The sequence below is a fragment of the Bradyrhizobium sp. JYMT SZCCT0428 genome (assembly GCF_018131075.1).
Taxonomy (GTDB): Bacteria; Pseudomonadota; Alphaproteobacteria; order Rhizobiales; family Xanthobacteraceae; genus Bradyrhizobium.
In genome coordinates this window covers 1-25807 of the sequence record NZ_JAFCLS010000011.1, presented here as the reverse complement: position 1 = coordinate 25807, position 25807 = coordinate 1, and the positions used below count along the sequence as shown (strand labels likewise).

20 protein-coding genes are annotated in these 25807 nt (G+C 57.5%); 13 read left to right on the top strand and 7 right to left on the bottom strand.

Going from position 1 to position 25807, the window contains the following annotated elements:
• Positions 1 to 91: 91 nt before the first annotated feature.
• The 3 genes from JQ575_RS13150 to JQ575_RS13140 form a co-directional block, all read right to left on the bottom strand.
• Positions 92 to 1099, bottom strand: coding sequence for a glycosyltransferase family 2 protein (locus tag JQ575_RS13150; RefSeq protein WP_212033618.1), 1008 nt, complete (start codon positions 1097 to 1099; stop codon positions 92 to 94).
• 704 nt (positions 1100 to 1803) lie between these two features.
• Complete coding sequence (locus JQ575_RS13145) at positions 1804 to 2166, bottom strand: hypothetical protein (RefSeq protein WP_212033617.1); 363 nt, start codon at positions 2164 to 2166, stop codon at positions 1804 to 1806.
• Positions 2167 to 2724: 558 nt separating this feature from the next.
• On the bottom strand, positions 2725 to 2958 hold the full coding sequence (locus JQ575_RS13140; RefSeq protein WP_212033616.1) for a hypothetical protein: 234 nt from the start codon (positions 2956 to 2958) through the stop codon (positions 2725 to 2727).
• A 483-nt stretch (positions 2959 to 3441) separates the two neighbouring features.
• Here JQ575_RS13140 and JQ575_RS13135 point away from each other — a divergent pair, with 483 nt between their 5' ends.
• The 10 genes from JQ575_RS13135 to JQ575_RS13090 all read left to right on the top strand — a co-directional run bounded on the left by JQ575_RS13135 (position 3442) and on the right by JQ575_RS13090 (position 14204).
• On the top strand, positions 3442 to 3855 hold the full coding sequence (locus tag JQ575_RS13135; protein WP_212033615.1) for a hypothetical protein: 414 nt from the start codon (positions 3442 to 3444) through the stop codon (positions 3853 to 3855).
• A 1072-nt stretch (positions 3856 to 4927) separates the two neighbouring features.
• Entirely contained in the window at positions 4928 to 5311 is a 384-nt protein-coding gene (locus JQ575_RS13130) for a VanZ family protein (RefSeq protein WP_249166636.1), read from the top strand.
• A 304-nt stretch (positions 5312 to 5615) separates the two neighbouring features.
• A complete protein-coding gene (locus tag JQ575_RS13125; RefSeq protein WP_212033614.1) occupies positions 5616 to 6890 on the top strand; it encodes a hypothetical protein in 1275 nt (424 codons plus the stop codon).
• A gap of 167 nt (positions 6891 to 7057) precedes the next feature.
• A complete protein-coding gene (locus tag JQ575_RS13120; protein ID WP_409364784.1) occupies positions 7058 to 8029 on the top strand; it encodes a UDP-glucuronic acid decarboxylase family protein in 972 nt (323 codons plus the stop codon).
• A complete protein-coding gene (galE, locus tag JQ575_RS13115) occupies positions 8026 to 9009 on the top strand; it encodes a UDP-glucose 4-epimerase GalE (protein WP_212033612.1) in 984 nt (327 codons plus the stop codon). Before JQ575_RS13120 ends, galE (JQ575_RS13115) begins: the two co-directional genes overlap by 4 nt.
• A gap of 48 nt (positions 9010 to 9057) precedes the next feature.
• On the top strand, positions 9058 to 10203 hold the full coding sequence (locus JQ575_RS13110) for a glycosyltransferase family 2 protein (RefSeq protein WP_212033611.1): 1146 nt from the start codon (positions 9058 to 9060) through the stop codon (positions 10201 to 10203).
• A 228-nt stretch (positions 10204 to 10431) separates the two neighbouring features.
• Complete coding sequence (locus JQ575_RS13105; RefSeq protein WP_212033610.1) at positions 10432 to 11157, top strand: methyltransferase domain-containing protein; 726 nt, start codon at positions 10432 to 10434, stop codon at positions 11155 to 11157.
• On the top strand, positions 11157 to 12128 hold the full coding sequence (locus tag JQ575_RS13100; protein ID WP_212033609.1) for a polysaccharide deacetylase family protein: 972 nt from the start codon (positions 11157 to 11159) through the stop codon (positions 12126 to 12128). Before JQ575_RS13105 ends, JQ575_RS13100 begins: the two co-directional genes overlap by 1 nt.
• Positions 12125 to 12967 (top strand): ABC transporter permease, encoded by an 843-nt coding sequence (locus tag JQ575_RS13095; RefSeq protein WP_212033608.1) that lies wholly within the window; start codon positions 12125 to 12127, stop codon positions 12965 to 12967. The genes JQ575_RS13100 and JQ575_RS13095 overlap by 4 nt, the downstream gene beginning before the upstream one ends.
• A gap of 67 nt (positions 12968 to 13034) precedes the next feature.
• Positions 13035 to 14204, top strand: coding sequence for an ABC transporter ATP-binding protein (locus tag JQ575_RS13090; RefSeq protein ID WP_212033607.1), 1170 nt, complete (start codon positions 13035 to 13037; stop codon positions 14202 to 14204).
• A 106-nt stretch (positions 14205 to 14310) separates the two neighbouring features.
• Here the strand turns inward: JQ575_RS13090 and JQ575_RS13085 are convergent, their stop codons facing one another.
• Together JQ575_RS13085 and JQ575_RS13080 are read right to left on the bottom strand one after the other, a co-directional pair.
• The gene (locus JQ575_RS13085) at positions 14311 to 15324 is read right to left on the bottom strand and encodes a glycosyltransferase family 2 protein (RefSeq protein WP_212033606.1); all 1014 of its coding nucleotides are present in this window, start codon (positions 15322 to 15324) and stop codon (positions 14311 to 14313) included.
• Positions 15325 to 15383: 59 nt separating this feature from the next.
• Positions 15384 to 16424, bottom strand: coding sequence for a glycosyltransferase family A protein (locus JQ575_RS13080; RefSeq protein ID WP_212033605.1), 1041 nt, complete (start codon positions 16422 to 16424; stop codon positions 15384 to 15386).
• Between the two features lie 280 nt (positions 16425 to 16704).
• On the opposite strand from JQ575_RS13080, the gene JQ575_RS13075 reads away from it, so the two are divergent.
• Together JQ575_RS13075 and galE (JQ575_RS13070) are read left to right on the top strand one after the other, a co-directional pair.
• Complete coding sequence (locus tag JQ575_RS13075) at positions 16705 to 17622, top strand: glycosyltransferase family A protein (protein ID WP_212033604.1); 918 nt, start codon at positions 16705 to 16707, stop codon at positions 17620 to 17622.
• 124 nt (positions 17623 to 17746) lie between these two features.
• A complete protein-coding gene (gene galE / locus JQ575_RS13070) occupies positions 17747 to 18724 on the top strand; it encodes a UDP-glucose 4-epimerase GalE (protein WP_212033603.1) in 978 nt (325 codons plus the stop codon).
• Between the two features lie 60 nt (positions 18725 to 18784).
• On the opposite strand, the gene JQ575_RS13065 is transcribed toward galE (JQ575_RS13070), so the two are convergent.
• On the bottom strand, positions 18785 to 18970 hold the full coding sequence (locus JQ575_RS13065) for a hypothetical protein (RefSeq protein ID WP_212033602.1): 186 nt from the start codon (positions 18968 to 18970) through the stop codon (positions 18785 to 18787).
• 270 nt (positions 18971 to 19240) lie between these two features.
• On the opposite strand from JQ575_RS13065, the gene JQ575_RS13060 reads away from it, so the two are divergent.
• Positions 19241 to 25141 carry a cadherin-like domain-containing protein gene (locus JQ575_RS13060; RefSeq protein ID WP_212033601.1) on the top strand — a complete coding sequence of 1967 codons (5901 nt, stop codon included), beginning with the start codon at positions 19241 to 19243 and terminating at the stop codon, positions 25139 to 25141.
• Positions 25142 to 25286: 145 nt separating this feature from the next.
• On the opposite strand, the gene JQ575_RS13055 is transcribed toward JQ575_RS13060, so the two are convergent.
• The coding region (locus JQ575_RS13055) for an NAD-dependent epimerase/dehydratase family protein (RefSeq protein ID WP_212033600.1) at positions 25287 to 25807 on the bottom strand (521 nt) is incomplete at its 5' end.

Sequence of the window (25807 nt, the reverse complement as noted above, 5' to 3'; positions counted from 1 at the left end):
TCCGAATTAAGAGGTTTTTGGGGCAGGTTTGCACGATCGGGTGGAGTGCGCGTCGGGGAGCGAAATCTGACACCATGGACTCTTTGATACGCTACCTCGGTGCTTGGCTGCCCAGCCCCTTTTCCTTTTGCAGGAACTCTGTCGGCATTGTGCGAGGGCCTACTCGCACGTGCCTTACAAGGCGGCGGAGCAAGCCGCCCAGCAGCCAGAAAACGGATGCCATACCGCTCGCCAGTCTTCCTTCCGGCTGGTCCGTAAGCAGGTCGATCGCGCTGCGAAACTGGCGGCGTTCAAACGCCCGCAGTGCCAGCGAGCGCGCAAGTATCACCTTGCCGCGGGCGAGATGCGGAGCCAGGTTGGGATACACTGAAATGAATTCAGCTTCGACAAGCCGGCGCGATCGCATCATTTGTTGAAAATCGTCGGACATGGAAACGGGGGACACGCGGTAACCAACCAGATATTCCGGTACCATGGCTATCTGGTGCCATGCTGCGATCTGAACGTAGAGTTTCCAGTCTTCGCAGCCCTGACCGCCTCTGGTCCGAAGTGTCTCGTCGAAACCCCCTGCGGCAAGAAGTGCCTCTCGCTTGATGAGGGCATTGCTACCGCTGATGACTACGTTTCCGAGACACATCTGCGGAAGTATGTTGCCTTCGAGCCTGGTCGGCGGCGCATAGCCAATCACGCCGCCATGGTCGTCGATCCAGCAGCACCATGCATATACGAGGGCCGTTTCCGGACCACTTGCCTGAAACCGCTCCAGCTGTCGAGCGACCTTGGTCGGATACCAAAGATCGTCAGCATCAAGGGTCGCGATGAAAGCTCCCTTGGCTTCCGCGATTCCAAGATTGCGCGCTGACGCGACGCCGCCATTCGGCTTGTAATGATAGCGAACTCTCTCGTCGCTCCTGACGATCGAGGCAACGACGTCCTTTGTCCGATCCGTAGAGCCATCGTCCACCACAATAATTTCGATGTTGTGATGGGTTTGGTTCAGGGCGCTGACAATGGTTTCACGGATAGTGGCTGCAGCGTTGAATGCTGGAACTACTATCGAGACAAGTTCGTCACAGAGGGGATGCAATGATCGCACCATGCGGTCTTAATGTTTAATTGAAATCGACTGTACGTCTATCAAGGCTTGGCAAAATTCTACGCGGAAGCTGTACATCTCGCAGTAATTAAACCCTTATAGGGTAAATTGATGCCTTGCGGAACAATGGGTTAGGCCTGGTTAGGCTGATTAAAGAAGGCTTTGGGAACCGCTGGCGCAAGTTTCTCCGGGCTTCTACGGTGTAACGAATTTGCCAACCATGGGCGTCCGGCCTGAGATCGCACCCGATCTGTTCATAAGCGCAGACTACATGGTGCAGTTTGCACTGCGGTGGTGGCCGCCCCTGGATTGTCGAGTGGCTTTCCGACTTAGGGAAGGCAGTCGGCGAGGCGGCAATTGCCCGCCTTGACGAAGAACTCTTGATGGCGAGCAGCGCTCGCTGCCGGCCCATCCAGCTTTTGAGCAGGATGGTAAGCGGCCGCCGTGTCGCTCGCCAGGCAGGGCTCGCGGCTATATCCGGAGCGCCCGGCGTTATCCCCCAGGGCGCATCTGATCGACCGCAATGAGATATTCCATCCGATGCCTGCGGCGGCTCTGGCAAGCTCGACGAACGTCTGGAGCGATCCAGAGGGGCATGGGGCCACGCAATGAGGGCCACGCCTGGCAGGGCACGCACGGGCTGCGTGCTTTCAGGACTCGTGGCGGGCGGGTCCAACGACAAGAATGTCGCTTTAGGCGATGACAATTCAAGGGAAGGGCTTTTCAGTATGAGTCTGAGCTAGAATGGTTCCGTTGGCCGCCTTGAAAATGGCTGTCCAGCGATACACGTCGGGATTGCAGACGCCCATCGTCCAGACCTCCTTGGGCGGAATGATGCCCGAACTTGGAAGGTCGATCTCCTGTCCGCCACGCGGGTTTTTGCCCTGGGTCAGTATGAGCATGACCCTCTTTGCTTCCTTGGGGAAGCCGCGGATGACCATGCGGGGATTCGCGGACAAGGTTTTGCAGGGCGTCGCGCCGTCCCATGAAAACTCTATGGAAATTTCGTGAGCGAACGCCGAGGGTGAAATGCCCCACAATAAGAGGGCTACGGCGAAGCGAGCAATCATGCGCAAGCGCCCCAAGCTCCAGCAAGCCATTCGAAAATACTTCAAATATGCGCGTTAACCTCGCCACTCCCTTCGCGGGAGCGCCGACTTCGTTTAGTGCGACAGCGGGAACGCCGGACGACCAAGGGAAACGCCATCTTGCGCACCGCGCTTTCGTCAACGAACCTGCAATCACGCTCTTCGACGGCGGCGGCGGGAAATCTGTTCCCTGACGCCATAACCGGCACCAAAGCCGACGCCGAAAATAGTTGCAATGATGAATAGGCCTAACATGGGTATCCTGAAGCATCTTTCGTGCCAAGGCAATAAAATAATGCCTACGAAATGTGCGCCGGGGAATTGTGCCCGTCGACTGGTTCTGCCAGTCGATTTTCCAGTGCGTTAGCAATGTGCATCTGGCTCAATGCGATTCGTGTCTCGACTAGGCGTTCAACCTTAACGACGCCCGTAAGACTCCGTCATCGCAACGGCGATCACTCCGGACCGGTCCAAAGGGCATGACCACGAGTGGTCGGAGCGAGTCATCAGATCACCGCTTTCCCCGAGATTGCGCCGCCGTCATAGCTTCGCCACAACATCTCCGATGTGACGATGATCAGCGCCTTCGGTCCTTTGGTTGCGAGCGGTTTCTATTTCCGGAGAGCTTTCCCAGAACTCGTGATGCGTCGTGCCGGTGCGGACGATCAACGCTCCGGGTTCGATTTTAAGCGTGGGTCCGGAGCTGAAAGCAAATCGCAACGCTAAGCTTCCCATCGTAACCGCAATCACGTTGAGGATCGATGTGAATGTCATTGCATGAATTCCAGCAGGCGGGTGTTCTATCGAGAGTTGATTCTATTTTTACTCAGAAGCTACGCGTGTCGTGGTTTCGCGCAAGCGTAAATTTCAGGCTGTAGTTGCGCGGCGAAGGATCAGGTGCTGAGGGTATCCGTCTGGTCTGAGGCCATGTCGGCTCGGCATGTTCGACGAACGCCTTGCTCAATCGGCGTGCGGCTGCCGCATTGTCTCTGATGATAGCCGTTCAAAGCGTGGCTCGCCTGGTTGCGTCTGGATACTTTTGTTCCCGGCGGCAAGCTTGTATGCGCTGGAGCGACCGAAAAACTTGCAGCGATCGTCCTTTCGTTGAGGCAGGGAGATACGAAAATCTCAACCTATGCGAGCAGTCCCCCCTCGGAAGAATTCAGGCTCTGGACTCCATACCGCATGGCTATGATAATTATGCAACCGCGGTTGGCTTCATCCAACGCGGTTGGCTTCATCCGACAAGGACGGTCCATGGGGGAGCGAAACCGATACATACTCGTCGCGATCGCCTTCGCGACAATTGCAGCGCCCGCTTGTGCCGACGACCATCCAACCGATCAGGGGACGCTTTCGACTGGCCGGCCGCTTGGCCTGGATACCGTGCGAACCGGCAAAACGCGCAGCACGAACCCAGCCATCGATGGTGCATTCGTATGTCGAAATTTGGCGATGGTAGCCTTTCTTACCCAGCAAATGACCGGCAAGGCGGCCGTGACCCCGAATTTAAGCTCGGTCGGATGCGCTTTTTTGCCGGCCGGAACACCGGTGACGGTGGAGGGTAACGACAGCATTCCGGTCATTCGCGGCGAAACGCTGCTGGGTATCCCGGTCCGCGGTGTGACAGATCCAGCTATGGTCGAACTCGACTCTCCACCAGCCCGCTGAGGGAAGGGCGTAGACACAGTGCTAGAGTTATACTTTTTGGCTATGAAAAGCTTAGTCAAATATTGGCTATTCGCAATTGCAGGCGCTGTTATCTTAGGCGCTGCCGGATTGCTTATTTTCAAGTTGGTACTCGTCGCGTCGCCGGATTAAGACAGCGGCGAAGCTGTGCAATTCGAATCCCAAATCCTTCCGGATCGGGAAGTATTCGAAGTTCGCCTACGTCGGAGCGTGGTCAACATGGACCGCGAGTTTGCAGCGCGACCCCGAAGCGCGCGTGCAGCATCGGCGCTGGCGTTCGCGAATATGAACATGCTCGCGCCCGCTGTGGTTGAAGTCGTTCACGGACAACGACCTGCGCGTGCCTGGGGGCAAGGCCGCGCTGCAGGGCCGGGCTGCGGCGCATTCGACGCCATCCTATACCGCCTTGATCTCCGTGACGATACGTGCGCTTGGCGGAGCCATCCTGTCGCTGCCCGCCAGCACAATCGCGCCAGACCCGCCTGATCGACGCTTGAACGGCGCCGCCGAGGTTGCCGGACCGATTAACCTTACCTCAATCCTCGCCTTGCCAGTATGTGATCGACGGTAGGATCACGACGCACACAAACGCGATCGTTACGGCAAGGATAAATGCGGTGGTGAGGGCTTCTAGCATGGACGGTCTCCGCGCGTTTGAGAACGTCAGTTGCCAAAGAGTAATCTGAAGTTTTGTAGCCGTCGCTAACTACAATGGCTTACTCCCTCCCTCAAACGCCGCAGTGACGGCGGGACGGTCGCGACACTCTGCTTAGGTTGCTAGCATGATATTTCACAATCTAAGGCTGCTATGCGGACCGGGTCTTGCCCAGTGAGGTGCGGCCGCCGTGATCGCCGCCTGCTGGGCAGCATCCGATGCGACACTAGATCGGCATAGGCTTGGTCGCGGGATCCTCGACCGCGACCGGCGTTGACTGTGCGGTCAACAGCATCATCGCTGGGGTAAATGGTTGCTGGTTGCGGCTGAAATCGCTGCGCAAACGCTGGCGTCGTATCGTTGCTTGACCGTCGTCGCCGCACAGGGAACACTCAGCCAATGATCGGCCCCGATAAAAAATTCGTTAGATTGCTGGTTACGCTGATAGCGGTTGGCTGGTTGATCTTTCTCGTTTACGCCACGCTCTCAACGGTCGGCTCCCGGCCAGGCCTTATTCCGGGCGCGGGGCGACACGAGCCGTTACCGATCGTATTTTTTGAACGCGTTACTGCATATGCGCTCTTAGGCTTCCTGTTCTACTTTGCCACGCGAGGTCGCATCGTTTTGGCCTGCGTACTCGTCGTGGCAAGCGCATGTTCGCTCGAATTACTGCAGATCTTGAAACCCGATCGCGATCCTGGAGCGTTTGATGCTCTGCAAAAAAGCGCCGGGGGGCTGTTTGGAGTGCTGATCTCTCGCATAGCAGCCCGGCTGATTGCTTGAAGAATTTCTGCGCTTCTTGCTGGTGGGGCGCGGAGCACAGCCGGACCCATCCCATGAAGCGGAAGACGCGCCTTTGACGAGCTGTCGTTGCCGTGTTGCTAAGATTCGGTCAGATCGCTGCAGAACGCCGGCGCGATCGAATAGGGGACAGGTTGATAGAGAAGGCGTCTGGATCTCTCAAGCTCCATTCGTGAACAGGCGCTCGTAGCTTCGCCTCGAAATGTCCTCGTTTTTATGTGAGGATATAGCTGCCTTTGAGAGGCACTCCCACATCGTTCGAATGCCAAATCCCAGGGAACTTGTCATGCGCCAGCGTGCTCTTATCTGCCTTAGCTGCGTTGGCCTTGCTATTTTCAGCTCCGACGGTTTCGGCCAGATCCCTTCCTCTTCGATAAGAGAAGCCGAGCTCGGTCGGCCGGGCAAGTTGGACGGGGTTTGGCAGTGGACCTTGCCGGATACGCCTAACGGGCTTCGTCCTACGCAGAGTTGGCACGCCACGGGGTCCTCACCCGATGGTGATATTTACATTGCCGGGATGGATCACAGCACCAATGCGGCCCTGTACCGGCTCGATTGGCGAGCGGGCAAACTTCAGTTCGTGGGTGATGCTCGATCGGCCTCCGAAGCCGCCAAGAACTGGATGCCGGGCGAGACAGCGCAGAAATTCCATACGCGCCCGCTCTGGCATGGGGGCAAAATCTTCGTCGCAACTATGGATCGCTCGGTTTTGGATGAGGGATACCTAAGCCGACGCGGCTTCCACTGGTATGCATACGATGTCGCCTCGAACAGCTTTACGGATTTGAGCGCCTCGGAACCCGGTGGCAGCGCAGTGGCCCACGGTAACGTGGTGACGCTGGCTTCAGACCCCGTGCGAAACGTCATCTACGGCGCGGGCGTGCCGACGGGTGAGATCTACCGCTACGACATCGCCCGTGGCCGAACGGACAACCTGGGTAGGCCAGGCTCATATGACCAACCTTATGTCTACACTGGACGGGTCATGTGGGTGGACTCTCGAGGGCGCCTTTACTTCACCGCGAGCAATTCAAAAAATCCGTCAGTACACGGACACGTCCACTACTATGATCCAGAAACCGGATTTGGCGAGCGTAAGGACTGGCCTCTGCAAGACGGACAAGCACTTGAGGTCGGCCAATGTTTGGCCAAGGGAAAGCAATGCGTCTTCTCGGACGACAAAGGCCATGTTTACCGTTTCGATGATGACGGCCCGTCGTGGTCGTATCTTGGGCAGATCGAGACCGGCCAACGAGGTTCATATATCTGGCTATTCCACGTCACGGCTGAAGGCAAAGTTTACACCGCCACGAGCACGGGGCCGCAGTCAAGCGCGGCGGCGTTGTACGAGTTCGATCTAGGAAACGGAAAGACAGTACGGCTGTGTGCTCTAGCTGAGATTGATCCTTCTTTACGCGATCGCCACGTTCACACGGGTTATGCCGCGTGGGATCCCGAGGGGCGGTTCTATTTCGCAAGCTTCAATTGGCGCCCCGATCAACCAGTCGTTCTGAGCCGCGTAGATCCCACCCGTCTGAAGGCAGCATTAAACAAGCATTAATGAGGTTTGCTTGCTCGCAGACCGTTTTGCAATCATCTTAATGCTTAACCGGAAATGCATTAGACTTTCCGGAACACCCAGATAAACTTCAAGCGGCAGCCGGAATTGCGGCAGCTGAAGCGTAATATGGCCAGTATTGCCGATTTTTTTAGATGAGGATTGGGCTGTTGTCAGGTCGAAGAAAGCGCATTTTGGTGACAGGTGGTGCAGGTTTCCTCGGCTCCCACCTGTGTGAGAAATTGATCGGCGCCGGGCATGAAGTGCTGTGCGTGGATAACTTCTACACTGGCAGCAAGGACAACCTTACCGGACTGTTCAGCTGTCCCCAGTTCGAGATCATCAGGCACGACATAACTTTTCCGCTTTATCTGGAAGTCGATGAAATCTTCAATCTGGCTTGTCCGGCCAGTCCCGTGCACTACCAGTATGATCCCGTTCAAACGACCAAGACCAGCGTCCACGGTTCGATAAACATGCTTGGGCTGGCCAAGAGAATACGGGCAAAAATCCTGCAGGCTTCTACCTCCGAAGTCTATGGTGATCCGGAAGTACATCCCCAGGACGAGAGTTATTGGGGGAGGGTGAATCCCATTGGACCGCGCTCCTGCTATGATGAAGGAAAGCGCTGCGCGGAGACGCTATTTTTCGACTACCGTCGGCAGCACAACCTGCGGATCAAGGTCGCGCGCATCTTCAATACCTATGGTCCGCGGATGAGCCCGAATGACGGGCGTGTCGTTTCAAACTTCGTCGTGCAGGCGCTTACCAATCAGCCGATCACGATGTATGGTGACGGCACGCAGACGCGCTCGTTCTGCTATGTCGACGATCTGATCGATGGTCTCATCAGGCTCATGGATACCGGCGACGAAGTCGCCGGGCCGATCAATCTCGGAAACCCGGTCGAGTTCACGATGTTGGAACTGGCACAGGTCGTTATCGAGCTTACCGGATCCCGCTCTGCCATTGAATTTAAACCGCTCCCGATCGACGATCCGAAACAACGTCAGCCCAATATCAAGCAGGCCCAGGATATCCTGGGATGGGTTCCGGCGGTGCCGCTGCGGGATGGCATGGCGAAGACGGTCGCATATTTTGACAACCTGCTCAGTGTCGGCTGTGTCGGGGCAAAGGCATGACGAGAACGGTACTCGTCACCGGCGGTGCCGGTTATGTGGGGTCGCATTGTTGCAAGGCATTTGCGAAGGCTGGATGGAATGTCGTGGTGCTGGACAATCTTTCCCGGGGCTGGCGCGATGCCGTGCGCTGGGGTCCGCTAATAGAGTGCGACATTCGTGATTCAGCGCAAGTGTGTGCTGGGTTAGAGCGCTACAGGCCGGATGTGGTCGCGCATTTTGCAGCACTCGCCTACGTCGGTGAATCCGTGAGTGACCCGGCGATTTACTACGGTAACAATACCGCGGGCACACTTGCCTTGCTGGACTCGATGCGCGCGGTGGGAAGCTCCCGCCTCCTGTTCTCCAGCACTTGCGCCAGTTACGGAATCCCTCAATACGTGCCCATTGATGAGACGCACGCGCAAGCGCCGATCAACCCCTATGGCTGGTCGAAGATGATCATCGAACGCATGCTGGAGGATTTTGGCAGGGCCTATGGCTTGGCTTCTGTTTCCCTGCGTTACTTCAACGCCGCCGGCTGCGATCCGGAGGGGGAGATCGGGGAGCGCCATGAGCCGGAAACGCACGCTATCCCGCTGGTGATCGAAGCCGCCCGCCGTCCCGATCGGCCGTTTACGATCTTGGGAACGGATTTTCCCACGCCGGATGGCAGCGCGATCCGGGACTACATCCACGTCAACGATTTGGCGCAGGCGCATTTGCTCGCCGGCGAAATGCTGGTCGCGCAAGGCGGAACGCATGTTTTCAATCTGGGTACGGGAGTCGGCACCAGTGTGCTTGAACTGATCCAGGCTGTGAAGCGTGTGGCCAAGAGCGACCCGATAGTTCGTCATGGCCCGCGCCGCGAGGGGGATCCGCCCAAACTCGTTGCATCGTTTGCGAAAGCCGAACGAGAGCTCGGTTGGAGGCCTCAGCACTCCCAAATCGACTTCATCGTCGAGACGGCCCTCAAGTGGCAGAATCTCCATCCTCCTTCATGACGTTGTAAAGGCATGGCAGAGATTGGATGTCCGCGATTACCGTCACTGATGGATTTCAGCGCCCCTTCACGCGAGTGTTTTTTGGCGATCGAGGATGGCACGGGCGTCGGCCGTGGTCTCGCTCGGGCCGCGGGTGCAAGGATTAGTGGGCTCATGTTAAAAAAAAGCTTTCGGTCCTTCGTTGGTCGCTTAAACAAGCTGAACGTCGTCCAGTTCGGACTTCGGGGGCTGCTCCTGCCCTTCAGAGTGAAGCACCTCCACGGCGCCCCCCCGAGCGATGGCGGTCCCGATGAGGTCGTTGTCATCAGTGTCATGCGGAATGGCGAAGCCTGGCTTAAGTCATTCCTTGCTCACCATCGCTCCATGGGCATCAGAAATTTCGTGATTCTCGATAATGGATCGACGGATCGCTCCGTAGAGTTTCTATCGAAGCAGCCCGATGTAACTCTGCTACAAACTTACGCGCCTTATCATGCCTACGAAAACACGATGAAAAGGTACCTCGCAAAGCGGTATTGCCGTGATCGGTGGTGTCTTTGTGTGGACGTAGACGAGTTGTTCGACTTTCCCCGATCTGCCGAGGTGTCGCTGCGCAGCCTGATTGGCTATCTCGACGACAAGGGCTTCAACGCCGTCATAACGCAGATGTTGGACATGTTCAGCGACAGGCCGATCTCGGATGCCAAGATTGACAGCGATGCCGACCTCCGAACGCAATATCCCTTTTATGATCTTTCAAGCATCGACAAGTCTCCATACCTGTTCGGGGAGGTATCCAATCCCGCGATCATGACGCATCACGGTGGTATCAGGAAAACCATTTTTGGAACCAACAATGGCCTCACGAAGGTGTCGCTTTTTCGAATGGATGGAAACATCAAGCCGTTCATAGCCTGGCATCATGCACTGAACGCACGATTGGCGGATATTTCCTGCGTGCTGTTGCACTTTCCGTTCGTGGACTCGTTTTACGCGAAGGTCGTTGAAGCGGTTGAGAGCGGGCGATATGGATTTTTGACGACGGATGAGTACACCTCGTACCTGGGCGGGCTTCGGAAACTGCCCCAGCTTCGGTTAAAGCTCGAATCTGCGAGGATGCTGTTGACGGTAGACGAATTGGTAGGCAATGGGTTTTTGGTCGAGTCGGCGGATTATCGCAAATGGCCGGTCGACCGGGGAAGCCGCAGCGCTTGATCAAACAGCGAGGCAGCCGCGCACGCAACTGAATGCGTCAGGATGGGCGCGCGGACTACGCCTTATTGTGCGAGCAAGTGCAAAGGTTCGTAGAAATCATGCTGCTTCATATGATGATCCAGCCCGACGTTGTTGCCGGTCCGGTTCCGGCTTGCAGAACTCACTGATGGATTGACGCAAATGGTAGTTCCCTCGCTTGGTAGTCTCGCAAGACTTGGAAAGAAGGGATTGCGCTGGGCCATCAGGAATGCGCCATCGTCTATTGGCAGGCAAATGCCGGAGCGTCTCTGGGCGCCCCCTTTGGGGGCGGTCAAGCTCGGAGATTTTGTCCGGACAAGTCCGATCAGCACCTCGTTCGGCTTTGATCGGGGCAACCCCATTGATCGCTACTATATCGAAAATTTTCTCAGCAGGAATGCCGGCGACATCCGAGGCCGGGTGCTGGAGATCGGAGACAACAGCTATACCGTCAGATTTGGCGGTCCAAGAGTAGACCAGAGCGATGTCCTGCACGTCGATGCTGGCAATCCGGCTGCGACCATCGTGGGCGATCTTTCGCAGTCCGGAGTTTTGCCGCCTGCCGCCTTTGATTGCATCGTTCTCACACAAACGTTGCATCTCATCTTCGACATGCGCAAAGCCCTGGCAGAGCTCGCGCGATCTCTCAAGCCGGGTGGAACTCTTCTTGTTACGGTGCCGGGCATTTCTCCCGTTGATGCGGGGGAGTGGGGATATACATGGTACTGGTCATTGACGCAGTTGGCTCTGGGGAAGCTGCTTGCTGAATACTTCGACGAGAAGGATGTTGTTACTGAAACCTTCGGAAATGTGTTTGCTGCAGGTTGCTTTCTACAGGGACTGGCGACCTCGGAGGTTCCGGCGTCGAAGCTCGACATCCTCGATGCATCATTCCCCGTTATCGTCACCGGCAAAGCCGTCAAGAGGGCGCTTTGATGATATCAGCGGCGCTGCGCGGAGTAAGGCGGTTCATTGATCGTCGGCTTCATAACGCGGCGCCGGTCATTCTCATGTATCATCGCGTGGCAGACATCCCGATCGATCCCTGGGGACTTGCGGTGGCCCCGGCCCGTTTCGAGGAGCAGATCAACGCCCTGACACAAGTGCGACGCGTCGTTCATCTTCATGATCTTGTCGAAGCAGAGCGCAGCCGGTCATCGAGGGATAAGCCATTGGCGGCAGTGACGTTCGATGATGGCTATCATGATGTCTATTCAAACGCTCGGAAGGTACTCCAGCGCCATGACTGTCCAATGACTCTGTTTGTCACGACAGGAACGATCGGCACTGACCGTGAATTTTGGTGGGACGCGACCAGTCGAATCTTCCTTGAGACGGAAATGCTTCCGGCTAATCTTGCGATGGAGATTGCAGGCACAACCATTCATTGGGCGGTCCCGCCAGTTGCGCAACAAGAAGGACGAAAAAAGATCTTCCAGGAGGTCTGGGCCCGGCTACGCGTGCTAGAATATGAGTCGCAATTGAAGAACCTGGAGCAGCTCGGAAGATGGGCTGGTTGCGACCTGACGGCACGGGAGGCGCATCGCGTCATGACACGGGAGGAGGTCAGGAGCATTTCGGACGGCCTTATTACCGTCGGAGCTCACACGGTTAACCATCCGACGCTGCCCGCTCATTCCATTGAAGCCCAGTTTCGCGAAATTGCCGAAAGCCGGCAAGCTTGCGAAGAGCTTATTGACGGTCCGGTAAGCGCTTTCGCTTATCCATTTGGCGATTACACTGATGCCACAGTGTCTGCGGTTCGAGACGCTGGCTTTTCCATGGCGTGCACGGTCGAGGCCGGGGTCGTGAGACCGCATGCGGATCCAATGAAGTTGCCAAGACTTTACGTGGGCGACTGGAGTGGTGACGGGCTTCTGAAGAGGATCAAGGATCCACTTTCATGACAGAGCTGATCACGATTATCAGGCGTCGACGAGGATGGTTTGATCTTAAGCTGAGCCGCGTTTGGAACCATCGAGATCTTCTGCTGCTTTTCGCCATGCGTGACATCAAGGTCCGCCACAAGCAGACTTTGCTTGGTCCGGGTTGGCTTGTCCTGCAGCCTCTTGTGTGGACGGCGGTATTCACCGCCACGATTAGTGGAGTGGCCGGAGTTTCGACAGGAAATCAGCCGGCGCCGCTGTTCTATCTCTGCGGACTGATCGTCTGGTCATATTTTTCGCAGATCATTTTTACCACGAGCCAGGTCTTCATCGCTAACGAGCATCTGTTCAGTAAGGTCTATTTCCCGCGTATTATCCTTCCAGTGTCGGCGCTGCTCTCTAACGGCGTGGCTCTCCTCATTCAGTTCGTCGTCATTCTGATATTCGCCGTCGCTTATGGATGGATGGGGAAGATTGACGGGCTTTCATGGCGCATTCTCTTGTTCCCGATTGTGGTGGTGCAGCTTGCAGCCTTTTCCTTGGCGGTCGGCCTTGTGCTTGGGGCATCGACGGCCAAATACCGGGACATGGGTTTCATGACGCCTTTCCTGGTCCAGGTTTCAATGTTCGTGACACCTGTCCTTTATCCATTTTCATTCATTCCCGAGAGATATCGAACCTTAACCAGCTTCGTTAACCCACTCGCTGTTTTGGTCGAGGAAAGCCGCTGGTGCTTTCTCGGTCACTCGCATCTCGAAGCCAATCAGGTCATTGCCTCTGTGTTATCCACCCTTGCCGTGCTGGCAGCCGGCGTTATTGTCTATCAGCGTGTCGAGCGCACCGTTATGGATACAATCTAAATTGCCAGCAACGCCAGCAATCCAGGTTCGGGGGCTTTCGAAGCGGTACCGTCGCGGCGCGATCGGTATGCGCTCGCTGCGTGAGGAGATACGTCGGTTGTTCGGCCGCGGAAGTGATACTGGTGCGCAGATCTCACGCGATGAATTCTACGCGCTCAGGGATATTACGTTCTCAGTTCCTGCGGGAAAGGTTTGTGGGATTATAGGTCGAAATGGTTCGGGCAAGACGACCCTGCTGAAGGTGCTGACCTCGATCACTGAGCCGGAAGCCGGTGAGGCCATCCTCAAGGGGCGCATCGGCAGTCTGCTCGAGGTCGGGGCCGGTTTTCATCCCGAACTTAACGGCATCGAAAACATCTACTTGAACGGCACAATACTGGGCATGAGCAAGGCCGAGATCACTTCGAAGCTGGATCAGATCATCGAATTCGCCGATATCGGGGCTGTCCTGGAAACACCGGTCAAGCGCTATTCGTCCGGCATGTATGTTCGTCTCGCGTTTGCGATTGCTGCCCATCTCGAGCCGGATATCCTGATTGTCGATGAGGTTTTGGCTGTCGGTGATGCCGAGTTCCAGCGCAAATCATTGGCCAAAATGAAGGACGCGGCAGGGGAGGGGCGGACAGTGCTCTTCGTTAGCCACAACATGGCAATGGTTCGTCAGCTATGCGACATGGCTGTATATCTCGAAAGCGGCACCCTTAAAGAAGTCGGCGACGCGTCTTCCGTCATAGATTCCTACCTGGCGGTGGCGGCTCCCCGACAGACTACGCGTGCCCGCGTTGGGACGGAAGACCTTTGGGGTGAACTTAGAATCGTGGCGGCCGGATCGGAAGCCGTGTGCGACTATGTGAAGTTTGGCGGGGATTATGACTTTGTGCTGCGGCTCGGCGCAAAGCAGCCATTTAGACGGGGCGTGGCGAGGGTTCACATCTTTGAGCAGGAGGGCGGATTGATCTCGGCCTTTGAAAGTCTTGCTGAGGGCGTGGACCAATTCGATTTCAGTCAGATGATTGAGGTCGTCTTCAAGGTGCGCTCGCTGGGATTATTGCCTGGAACATACACTGCCGGGCTTGCGCTCTACGCGTGGGGTGAGGAAGAGCCGACCCTGTCGGCGGACTCTTGTCTCAGCTTCGACGTCGTCGCTGCGACCGTGAATGACGCGTATTGGCCGTACCTTCGAGAGCATGGAATTGTACGGCTGTCGCATTCCGCCGAATTGCGCGTTCTCGGCTAGCGCGAACGGGTATGGGACGGTGAGCTCGGGAGCACTTTGCGCCACCTGATACCCGTCGCGTTGGTGATTCTTGACGAATAATGGACTTCAAAAAATCCGCATCGCCTCACGGGCGAGCCGCAGGATCGGTTGGATTGAACAGTTGTCTTCCGTACAGGATATGGCTCTTTCCGATTCTTCGGAGAACTCTCTCCAAAATGCGGAAGGGCAGGGTCAGCATGGAATGCAGTGCCGGATGGCGGAAGCGCCACATCGAACGTTCGACGGCCGCGGTGATGTGAGGCCCGACTACCCCCTGCGCAGCGAGATATCGTTTCAACCACAACAGAAAATAAAGGCGAACGCTGGCATATTGTCCGGCATCGCGAACCGAGGTCAGGCAGGAATCGGGATGCTGACGATACTTCAGCCAGCGCTTGCTTGAGAAAAATACCGGAGCTTCCAAGTAGAGCTTGGTGAAAAATCCCTGATCCTCATAGGCCTGCCTTTCAGCAGTGAAGTGTTCCTCGAAGCCGCCGATCCGCCTCAGAACCTCTGCCCGGATCATGACGTCCGACGGACATGGCGCGTCTGCTTTACCCAAGGGGTACAGCGCAAGTAACGCCTCGGGTGGCGGGATTGGTCGGTCAAGCAGGTGTCCCGTCTTGACAAGAAAGTCCTGCCCCCCCGACCAGCTTCCCCAATAAAGCACCGTGCCGCAGACCATTCCCAGCTCAGCATGGCTCCGCATGATCTCGATCTGATCGGCAAGCTTCATTGGCTCCCAAACATCGTCCGCATCGATAAATGAGACGAACTCTCCGCGTGCGGCTGTGATGCCGACGTTTCGCGTGGCGCTCATCCCCCGGTTTATATGACCCGGGTGATCGAGATACCGGATGCGCTCTGGGTCTCTCTGCGCAAAGCCCTTTGCTATTGAAGAGCTCTTGTCCGTGGATCCGTCATCGACCAGAAGGAGTTCCCAATTGGGGTAGGTCTGGGCCACGACGCTCTCGATCGCTTCCTGCATGAAAGCTTCCGCGTTCAAGAAAATCATGATGACAGATACAGGCCTGTTCGATGGCGCTGCCGTGGATTGATCGAGAATTGATGAAGCCATGTCGATACCAAAAATCTTCAAATCTATAGCTTTTCAAGGCGATCTTACTCAATTTGCAGGAGGATAAAAGGGGGCTGCCCCTAACTCGCGCCACTCCTGGTATTCGTCGGATGTATCTGACAAAGGTCACATTGGGCGTCGGGCGGGAGCAAGTTGAACGCAAGGCCGTGAATGGTTCCGCGCGTCGGAGTGGTGTCGGAAGAGAAGGCTTTGCGTCGTCTTGCGACGGGATGCTGCGCAAGCTCACGCAGCACGCGCGCAGCGTGCCGCCAGTTAAGGGGAGCGCGCATCATGGAACGTAGCATGAACCAAAGTGCGGCGACTGGACGAGCCGACGTCCAGCACATTCTCGAGATATACATATCGAAGTCCATAGCGGACCGATCCAGCAATGTTTTTGCAATGCCCGGATGGGACGAACGAGCCTGTGCCATCGTCAACCTGTATGACCGGCTCATCTGAAGTACGTTTCGCGACATAGCGTGCGGAAGCTGACGATAGCCAGCGAGGAAAGCGGGAGTGAGTGCAACACGCGAGCGTTCTGCGATCTTGAGGTAAAGCAGCCAGTCCTCGCAGCCCTGCGCATTTGCTGCGCGAAGAGATGCATCCCATCCGTCGACGGCCTCCAGTATGGATCGGCGAATCAGCGGAACGCTCGAATTTCCGATGAAGTTCGCCAATATCAGGTCCTCGTAGACGTCACCCTCAAATCGGTTGACGTTGCAGCTGAGGATCGTAGATCTTTCGTCTATGTCGACATACCAGCAGTAATCGAGGCCGGATCCGTCACCGCTCGTGCCCAGACTGTTGACCTGCATCTCGATCTTCTGCGGATGCCACAGATCGTCCGCATCGAGCGGAGCAATCAGCGACCCGCCCGATGCAGAGAGGGCGGCATTCCGAGCCGCAGCAACTCCCGAATTAGCTTGCTGAACCAATCTGATCCGGGAATCATCAGTTTCAAGTCGTGACACGATGCTAGCGGTGTCGTCCCGCGAGCCGTCGTCCACTACGATAATTTCCAGGTTACGATAGGTCTGCGCCATGGCCGAGCGAAGCGTGTCCGCGATCGTTCCTTCGGCATTGAACGCTGGAATGAGAACGCTGACGAGCGGTGTCATCAGTCGACCTTCCCGCCAGCCTCAAGATCGTTTCGAGTGTCTCGCAAACTTAAATCTCCTCATGTCGCCGATTTCAACGACCTGAAAATTCGTCAACTGGCGACGAGGTTTATCTATATGTTACCAATTAACCTAACAAACTGAACGGTTTTGAGTATGCCGCAATTTTGTCGATTATGCCTGCGTCGCAGTATTAGCGTTAACCGCTCAGGCGAGAAATGCATCGCAAGCCGACGAGAGGCTTCCTGCGGCCGCAAGCCAAGTGATGGAAGTATAGTAGATGGATAAATCGTTGTCGGCACAATCGGTCGCTCTCGTCATCAATACATATCAGCAGGCCCATTTCCTGCCGGCATCGATCGAAAGCGCAATGAAACAGACGGTTGGCTTCGACGAAGTGATCGTCGTGGACGATGGATCGACCGACGATCCTGCCGCTGTGGTGGTCAACTATCCAGGCGTTCGTCTCATTCGTCAATCCAATGCAGGCCTGGCCGCGGCACGCAATACCGGCCTCAGCGCCGCATCTTCCGATTGCATCATCTTCCTCGACGCGGATGACCTTTTGACGCCCAGGGCCGTCAGTGCCGGGCTGGCCTGTCACGCGGAGAATCCCGGCGCCGGACTTGTCTACGGTGCGCATCGGCGCATTGGCACGAATGGAGAAACGCTCGGCGATGACGTGTACTCCGCGGTTGGGACGAATGCATTCAGGACCTTTCTAACGGGTAATGCCATCGGCATGCATGCGACAGTGGTCTACGATCGCCGTAGCCTCTGCGACATCGGCGGATTTGATGCGACGTTACCTCGTTGCGAGGATTACGACGTCTATTTCCGTATGGCCCTGCGCTATCCCATCGCTTCACATCACGAAGTTACCGCGCTGTATCGCTGGCACGGCCACAACATGTCGGCAAATCACGCGACGATGCTGAAATGGGTGCTGCGCATCAACGATCGGCAGAAAGTTCACACGGTCGGTGACCGCGCGCTCGAGACAGAGCGCCTGCTGGGGCGACGCGTGTGGTGCAGGTACTACGCGAATGAATTCGCGAACGAGGTACGTCGCTGTTGGCAAGCGGAGCATCGGCTGCTTCCGACCATCCAGCTTGCGATAGGGGCTGTTTCGATTGTGCCAAGAGTGTCCGTCGAACTGGGACGCTGGGCTCTGCGCGGCCTAGCCGGTTCGTCCTGAAAGGCGGCCCGGGCAAACTCGCCGAGCGGCCGGCGGGCTACCACAAAAATGCCTTTTCACCTGACAGTTCTCTCGTTATTTTCGATTCGAGAGCCCCGTCCGATAAGCAACTGGAAAGTAGATTATGCCCGTTCTGGTCACTGGTGGTGCCGGCTATATTGGCAGCCAGGCGGTCCTGGAACTGACAGACACCGGCGAGACCGTTATCGTCTTGGACAACCTGTCCACCGGCTTCGAAGCCGCCGTATCTCGCAATGCCAGGCTCATCGTTGGCGATATTGGTGACTCTGCGCTGGTCGGTAGGATCATATCCGAGCATGGCATCGATGCGATCATGCATTTCTCTGGATCGATAGTGGTTCCGGAATCCGTCGCTAATCCGCTCGAATACTATCACAACAACACTTGCAAGACGCGAAGCCTGGTTGAATCGGCCGTCAGGGGCCAAGTTCCATATTTCATTTTTTCGTCAACGGCCGCGGTTTACGGAACCGGCGGAACTGAACCGGTCAAGGAGAGCAGTCCCCTCCGACCCCAGTCGCCTTATGGCCGGTCCAAGTTGATGTCAGAGTGGATGCTGAACGATATAGCGAACGCACATGGCCTCAAATACACCGTGTTGAGGTATTTCAATGTTGCCGGTGCAGATCCGCGCGGAAGGGCCGGGCAGGCAACTAAAGGCGCCACCCATTTGATCAAGATTGCAAGCGAAGCCGCGCTGGGCAAGCGGAAGTTCGTCGAGGTGTTCGGCACCGATTATCCTACAGCTGATGGTACCTGCATCCGGGACTATATTCACGTTCAGGATCTGGCCGTCGCACACCGGCTTGCATTGGCCCGGCTCAGAAGTGGCGGGGACAACCTGACGGCGAATTGCGGCTACAGTCGTGGTTACTCGGTACTTGAGATGTTGAACGCCGTTGAGCGGGTCAACGGGGAGAAGCTTGACATCCGATTTTCGAACCGGCGTCCCGGAGATCCCGCTGCAATCGTCGCAGACTCTGCCTTGGCAAGGTCGGAGTTGGGATGGAATCCGGAGTTCGACAACCTCGATGCAATAATCGGCAGCGCGCTCCGTTGGGAGCGCGATCGCTCATATTGATTGGGTCGAGGCAAGGCGAGAGTCGGCGCGTGTGCGCCGACGAGAAGCAGTGTTGGCGTATTAAGATTTGCGCGATCGGACGTTAGCCTGGCGTGTGTCGGCATTTCGAGTGAAGCAGATCGCCAGTGCGAGTGCGCCGAGCATCTCGCGTTGAATCGAGTGGTGATCGACCGAACGATGAATTGCGAATGTTGCAGCGGCGATGCCCGTATAAACCCGGGGACTCGTGATCGCGACGCTGTCCATTGGTGCCCTCAATGGAAAGTTCCGGTCGCATCTGGTCTATGGCACAGATGAGTCAGACTGCGTCGTGAGTGACTTCTGCGGGGTGCAGGTGAACATCCGCAACGCTTGCGTCCGTAATCTTACGGAGACTCCATCAAGAGCGCAAAGCTGTTTTTAGGCAGCTGTTAAGCGAGCCGAACAACCCACAGGCGATACTTTCAATTGTCGGCAATTCACTAAGTGCTCGTTGCTCCCTTTTTGGTTGGTTGTCCCGGGAGAGGGCCATCAATCATGCTGACGAACGTTACGACACCGAATTATGCTGCGCCGGTGGCAAAGCCGGTAACGCTGACGGCGGGCGCCGAGGACACCAGTTACACCATTACCGCCGCAACCCTGCTGGCCGGCGTCACCGATGTCGACAGCTCGTCGCTGTCGATCACCGCGGTGAGCGTGGCCAGCGGCGGCGGCACCATCGTCAGCAACGGTAACGGCACCTGGACCTATAAACCGGCTGCTAACTACAACGGACCAGTCAGTTTCAACTACACCGCTTCCGACGGCTCGCTGAAGGCAAGCTCAACCGCCAGCCTGACCCTTGCCGCAGTCAATGACGCGCCGGTCACGAAGCCGGTGACGCTGATCGGGGGCACTGAGGACACCAGCTACACCATTACCGCCGCAACCCTGCTGGCCGGTGTCACCGACGTCGATAGCTCGTCGGTGTCGATCGCCGCGGTGAGTGTGGCCAGTGGCGGTGGCAGCATCGTTGACAATGGCAATGGCACCTGGAGCTACACGCCGGCGGCAAATTACAACGGACCAGTCAAGTTCAACTACACCGCTTCCGACGGCTCGCTGAGCTCGAGCTCGACCGCCAGTTTGACCTTGAAGGCGGTCAACGATGCGCCGGTGGCAAAGCCGGTGACGCTGACGGCGGGCATCGAGGACACGGGCTACACCATTACCGCCGCAACCCTGATGGGCGGGGTCACCGATGTCGACAATTCGTTGTCGCTGTCGATCACCGCGGTGAGCGTGGCCAGCGGCGGCGGCAGCATCGTCAACAACGGCAATGGCACCTGGACCTATAAACCGGCTGCTAACTACAATGGACCGGTCAGCTTCAATTACACCGCTTCGGACGGTTTGCTGAAGGCAAGCTCAACCGCCAGCCTGACCCTTGCCGCAGTCAACGACGCGCCGGTGGCAAAGCCGGTGACCCTGACGGCGGGCACCGAGGACACCAGCTACACCATTACCGCCGCAACCCTGCTGGCCGGGGTTACCGATGTCGACAGCTCGTCGGTGTCGATCACCGCGGTGAGTGTGACCAGCGGCGGCGGCAGCATCGTCGACAACGGCAATGGCACCTGGAGCTACACGCCGGCGGCAAACTACAACGGACCGGTCAAGTTCAGCTACACCGCTTCCGACGGCTCGCTGAGCTCGAGCTCGACCGCCAGCGTGACCCTGAAGGCGGTCAACGATGGGCCGGTGGCAACGCCGGTGACGCTGACGGCGGGCACCGAGGACACCAGCTACACCATTACCGCCGCAACCCTGCTGGGCGGCGTCACCGATGTCGACAATACGTGGCTGTCGATTACCGCGGTGAGCGTGGCCAGCGGCGGCGGCAGCATCGTCAACAACGGCAACGGCACCTGGACCTATAAACCGGCTGCTAACTACAATGGACCGGTAAGCTTCAACTACACCGCTTCCGATGGCTTGCTGAAGGCAAGCTCGACCGCCAGCCTGACCCTTGCCGCAGTCAATGACGCGCCAGTGTCGAAGCCGGTGACCCTGACGGCGGGCACCGAGGACACCAGCTACACCATTACCGCCGCAACCCTGCTGGCTGGCGTCACCGACGTCGACAGCTCGTCGCTGTCGATCACCGCGGTGAGCGTCGCCAGCGGCGGTGGCAGCATCGTCGACAACGGCAATGGCACCTGGAGCTACACGCCGGCCGCCAACTACAACGGGCCGGTCAAGTTCAACTACACTGCTTCCGACGGCTCGCTGAGCTCGAGCTCGACCGCCAGCCTGACCCTGAAGGCGGTCAACGATGGGCCGGTGGCAACGCCGGTGACGCTGACGGCGGGCGCCGAGAACACCAGCTACACCATTACCGCCGCAATCCTGCTGGGCGGCGTCACCGATGTCGACAATACGTGGCTGTCGATCACCGCGGTGAGCGTGGCCAGCGGCGGCGGCAGCATCGTCAGCAACGGCAACGGCACCTGGACCTATAAACCGGCTGCTAACTACAACGGACCGGTCAGCTTCAACTACACCGCTTCCGACGGCGCGCTGAAGGCAAGCTCGACCGCCAGCCTGACCCTTGCCGCAGCCAACGACGCCCCGGAGTCTAAGCCGGTGACGCTGACGGCGGGCACTGAGGACACCAGTTACACCATTACCGCCGCAACCCTGCTGGCTGGCGTCACCGATGTCGACAGCTCGTTGGTGTCGATCACCGCGGTGAGCGTGGCCAGCGGCGGCGGCAGTATCGTCGACAACGGCAACGGCACCTGGAGCTACACGCCGGCGGCAAACCAAAACGGACCGGTCAGCTTCAACTACACCGCTTCCGACGGCTCGCTGAGCTCGAGCTCGACCGCCATCCTGACTCTGGGAGCAGTCAACGATGCACCGACGACAGCCCCATTGACGCTGACGGCGGGTACCGAGGACACAGGCTACATCATTACCGCCGCCACCCTGCTGGGCGGGGCCACCGACGTCGACAGCTCGTCGCTGTCAATTACCGCGGTGAGCGTGGCTAGCGGCGGCGGCAGCATCGTCGACAACGGCAATGGCACCTGGAGCTACACGCCGGCCGCCAACTACAACGGGCCGGTCAGCTTCAACTACACCGCTTCCGACGGCCTGCTGAGCTCAAGCTCGACCGCCAGCCTGACCCTTGCCGCAGTCAACGATGCGCCGGTGGCAACGCCGGTGATGCTGGTGGACGGCACCGAAGGCGCCGCCTACACCCTCGATGCTGCAACCATGCTGGCCGGGGTCACCGACGTCGACAGCTCGTCGCTGTCGATCACCGCGGTGAGCGTCGCCAGCGGCGGCGGCAGCATCGTCGACAACGGCAATGGCACCTGGAACTACACGCCGACGGCTAACTACAGCGGGCCGGTCAGCTTCAGCTACACCGCTTCCGACGGCTCGCTGAGTGCAAGCTCGACCGCCAGCTTGACGCTGACAGCAGTCGGCAATGCAACGGCCGCGCAAGCAGCCGACCTGCTTTCCGGAAGCGACATTCTGTTTGGCGGCACGGCAAACGATCTCTTGAGCGGGGGCGGCGGCGGCGACCTTTTCGTGGTCTCGAAAGGTTATGGATCGGACACCGTCAGCGACTTTCAGGCTGGCGCTGGCGGCGACGTGCTGCGGGTCCAGAACTACGGTTTTTCGACGTTCGCGACCTTCCTCGCTGTGGCCAAGCAAGTGGGATCCGACACTGTCGTTAATCTATCAAGCACCGAAAAGCTTACGCTTCAGAACGTCGCATTGTCATCGTTGGTGACAGCAAATGTGGTTCTCGACAATCCGCTTCCAGCAAGTGGTGCAGCCAACACAACGCTCACAGCAGTTCAGGCGGACAGCGCGCTGGTCAGTGGTTCGGCAAACGACTATTTGCAGGCAACCGGCACAGGGGTAACGCTCGCGGGAGGTGGGGGAGACGATAGATATGTCGTTTACGACCACAACACCAAGGTCGTGGAACAGTCCGGGCAGGGCATCGATACCATTTTTGCTGCCAGATATGATGGTTACAGTCTCGTCAACGCGCCGAGCGTTGAAAATTTGACCTTGACGGGCAGTACTTCCGGGCCAGCGACCGGCAACGATCTCAGCAATATCCTGACTGGCAACGCCGGCAACAACAGGCTCGACGGTGGACTTGGCAACGACGTTCTCACTGGCGGAGCCGGTAAAGACACGTTCGTTATCGCCGCCGGCAGCGGCACCGATACCATTATCGATTTCGCTACCGGCGCAGGCGGCGACATTCTTCAGCTCAGCGGCACAAATTTCAAGACATTTGCCGACGTTCAAGCTGCCATGACGCAGATCGGTACTGACGTCATTCTTAAACTCGGCAACAACGAGACAGTCACGCTGGAAAATACCAGCGTGCAGGCGTTCACCGCCAGTAATGTCAACATCTCAATGCCGGCGTCGGGCTTGGTTCAAACCTTCAACGATGATTTCAACTACATCTCAGCAGGTCAAGATCCCACCTTGACCTGGCGCACGAGCTACGCCTGGAGTGGCGCAGCGAGCTACTTGCTGGCCGGTGAACAGGGCATTTATGTTGACAGCAGCTTTTTGGGCCTGCCTGGAACGCAGGCGGCAACTACGCTTGGAATCGATCCCTTTTCGCTGAAGGACGGTCAACTCGTCATCACCGCGCGACCGATTGATTCCGACGATTTCGCATATGTCGGTGGCGCTCAGTTTTCGACGGGAATGATCACGAGCGAGAACAGCTTTGTCCAGACTTATGGCTATTTTGAAATGACGGCCACTCTCCCCGATACGACCGGGGCGTGGCCGGCATTCTGGCTTTTACCCCTGAACGGTCACTACAGCACCGAACTGGATGTTCTCGAAGGTTTTGGACAAAATCCTGACTCGGCTCACTGGCAGATCCACTCCTCGACCGGGTCAGCTGCGGGCGCCGGATCCTGGGCGAACACCGGCAATCTCACTGCGGGACAGCATACGTTCGCCGTTGAATGGACGCCATACGAGCTGACCTTCTTCGTGGACGGCACGGAAATAGGCCGGGCGCCGACACCGTCCGACATGAATACGTCAATGTACATGATCGCCAATCTGGCCATGGGCGGTTGGGCCGGAACAGCCGCCGCGGGATCGACAGCGACGATGTCCATCGACGCGATCAAGGCATACCAGTTGTCGGAGTATACCCTTGCCAACTATTCACTTCGGGTAAGTGATGCTGCGACCAACACCCTTGTTGGAACGTCGGGTGCAGATACTCTGATTGGCACCTCCGGCAATGACCTGATCGACGGAGCCGGGGGCGCTGATACCATGACCGGCGGAATGGGGGATGATACCTATATTGTCATGGATCTGAACGCCAAGGTTTCAGAGAGTGTCGGTGGAGGCGTCGACACGGTCAAATCGTCCGCGACCTATGCGCTGTCAGATTACGTTGAGAACCTCACGCTCACCGACTCTGCTGCGATCAACGCGACCGGTAACTGGCAGGCCAATATCATAACCGGAAATGATGCTGCTAACGTGATCACCGGCGGACTGGGAAACGACGTGCTGACGGGCGGGAACGGCAGCGACACCTTTGCAATCAGCAAGGGGGACGGTTCGGACATCATTACCGACTTAGATGCCGGTTCCGGAGCCGGGCACGACGTCGTCAGCTTGAGCGGGTTCGCGTTTGCGTCGTTTGCAGACATCCAGTTTGGAATGACCCAGCAAGGAGCTGACGTATACCTCAAGCTGACAACCAACGACACCTTGGTCTTTCGCGACACGAATGTTGCGGATTTTGTGAGTGACGATTTTCAATTGCCTGGCGCCCTGCCGACCAGCGGGACGCCGACGTCCTGGTGGAACGCGACGGGGCCCTCGCAATTCGTTTATGGAACGGCCATGAACGACAATCTGAAAACGGGTGGCATTGGCGATACGCTGGTCGGCTGGTCGGGCGATGACACGTATGTCGTCGGGTCCGCAAACACGAGCATTGTTGAAAGGCCCGGAGATGGTGTTGATACGGTCCAGGCGTGGGTGTCGTATGCGCTTGCGGACAATGTCGAAAATCTGAGTCTGATGCAGGGGCTCGCTGGAACCGGCAACGCGCTAGCGAACCGAATGGTAGGTTCCAGTGGCAATGACGTTCTCGATGGCGCTGGCGGTAATGACTGGCTTTTTGGCGGTGCAGGAAACGATACGTTCAAATACTCCATCGGCGGCGGGCATGACACAATTGCAGATTTCCATGTCTTCACGAACTCAACAGCCGAGCGTGACAAGTTGGTCCTGAGCGGGTACGACGCCAGCGCCTACTTGACCCATGTCGATGACGAATGGACCGTTCATCATGCGGGTGGAACCGATACGTTTCGAATCGTTGGAGTGACTCAGCTCTCGTCATCCGATTTCGCGTTCGTCATCTAACGACGGGACGGAGGCGCAGTTCAATTGGATCGAGTAAATCAGATCGTGACCATCGGCAGTAATGGATGCTGAGGTACAGTTTGCCCAGAACATGTGGCTCCCTTGATGGGGCCGCATGTCGTGGAGACAAGCACAGTTGATGCGGCTACTCCGCCGCTTGCTTGGATTCGCTGAGGTAAGCCTGATACGCGAGCTTGAGGCCATCCTCGAGCCGGGTCTTGGCGCGCCAGCCGAGCTTGGCGAGGCGGCTGACGTCGAGCAATTTGCGCGGCGTGCCGTCCGGCCGCGAGGTATCATAGCTGATCTCGCCGGTATAGCCGACGGTCGCGGCAACGAGCCGGGCGAATTCGGCGATGGTGATGTCGTCGCCGAGGCCGATGTTGACGAGTTCGCCGCTGCAATAGGTCTTCATCAAATGGATGCAGGCGTCGGCGAGGTCATCGACGTAGAGGAATTCCCGCCGCGGTGTGCCGGTGCCCCAGACCACGATGTTCCTGGCGCCCGAAACCTTCGCCTCGTGGAAGCGCCGGATCAGGGCGGCGACGACGTGGCTGTATTCGGGATGATAATTGTCGCCGCGGCCGTACAGATTGGTCGGCATCACGTTGATGAAGTCGGAGCCATACTGGCTGCGATAGGCTTCGACCATCTTGATCCCCGCGATCT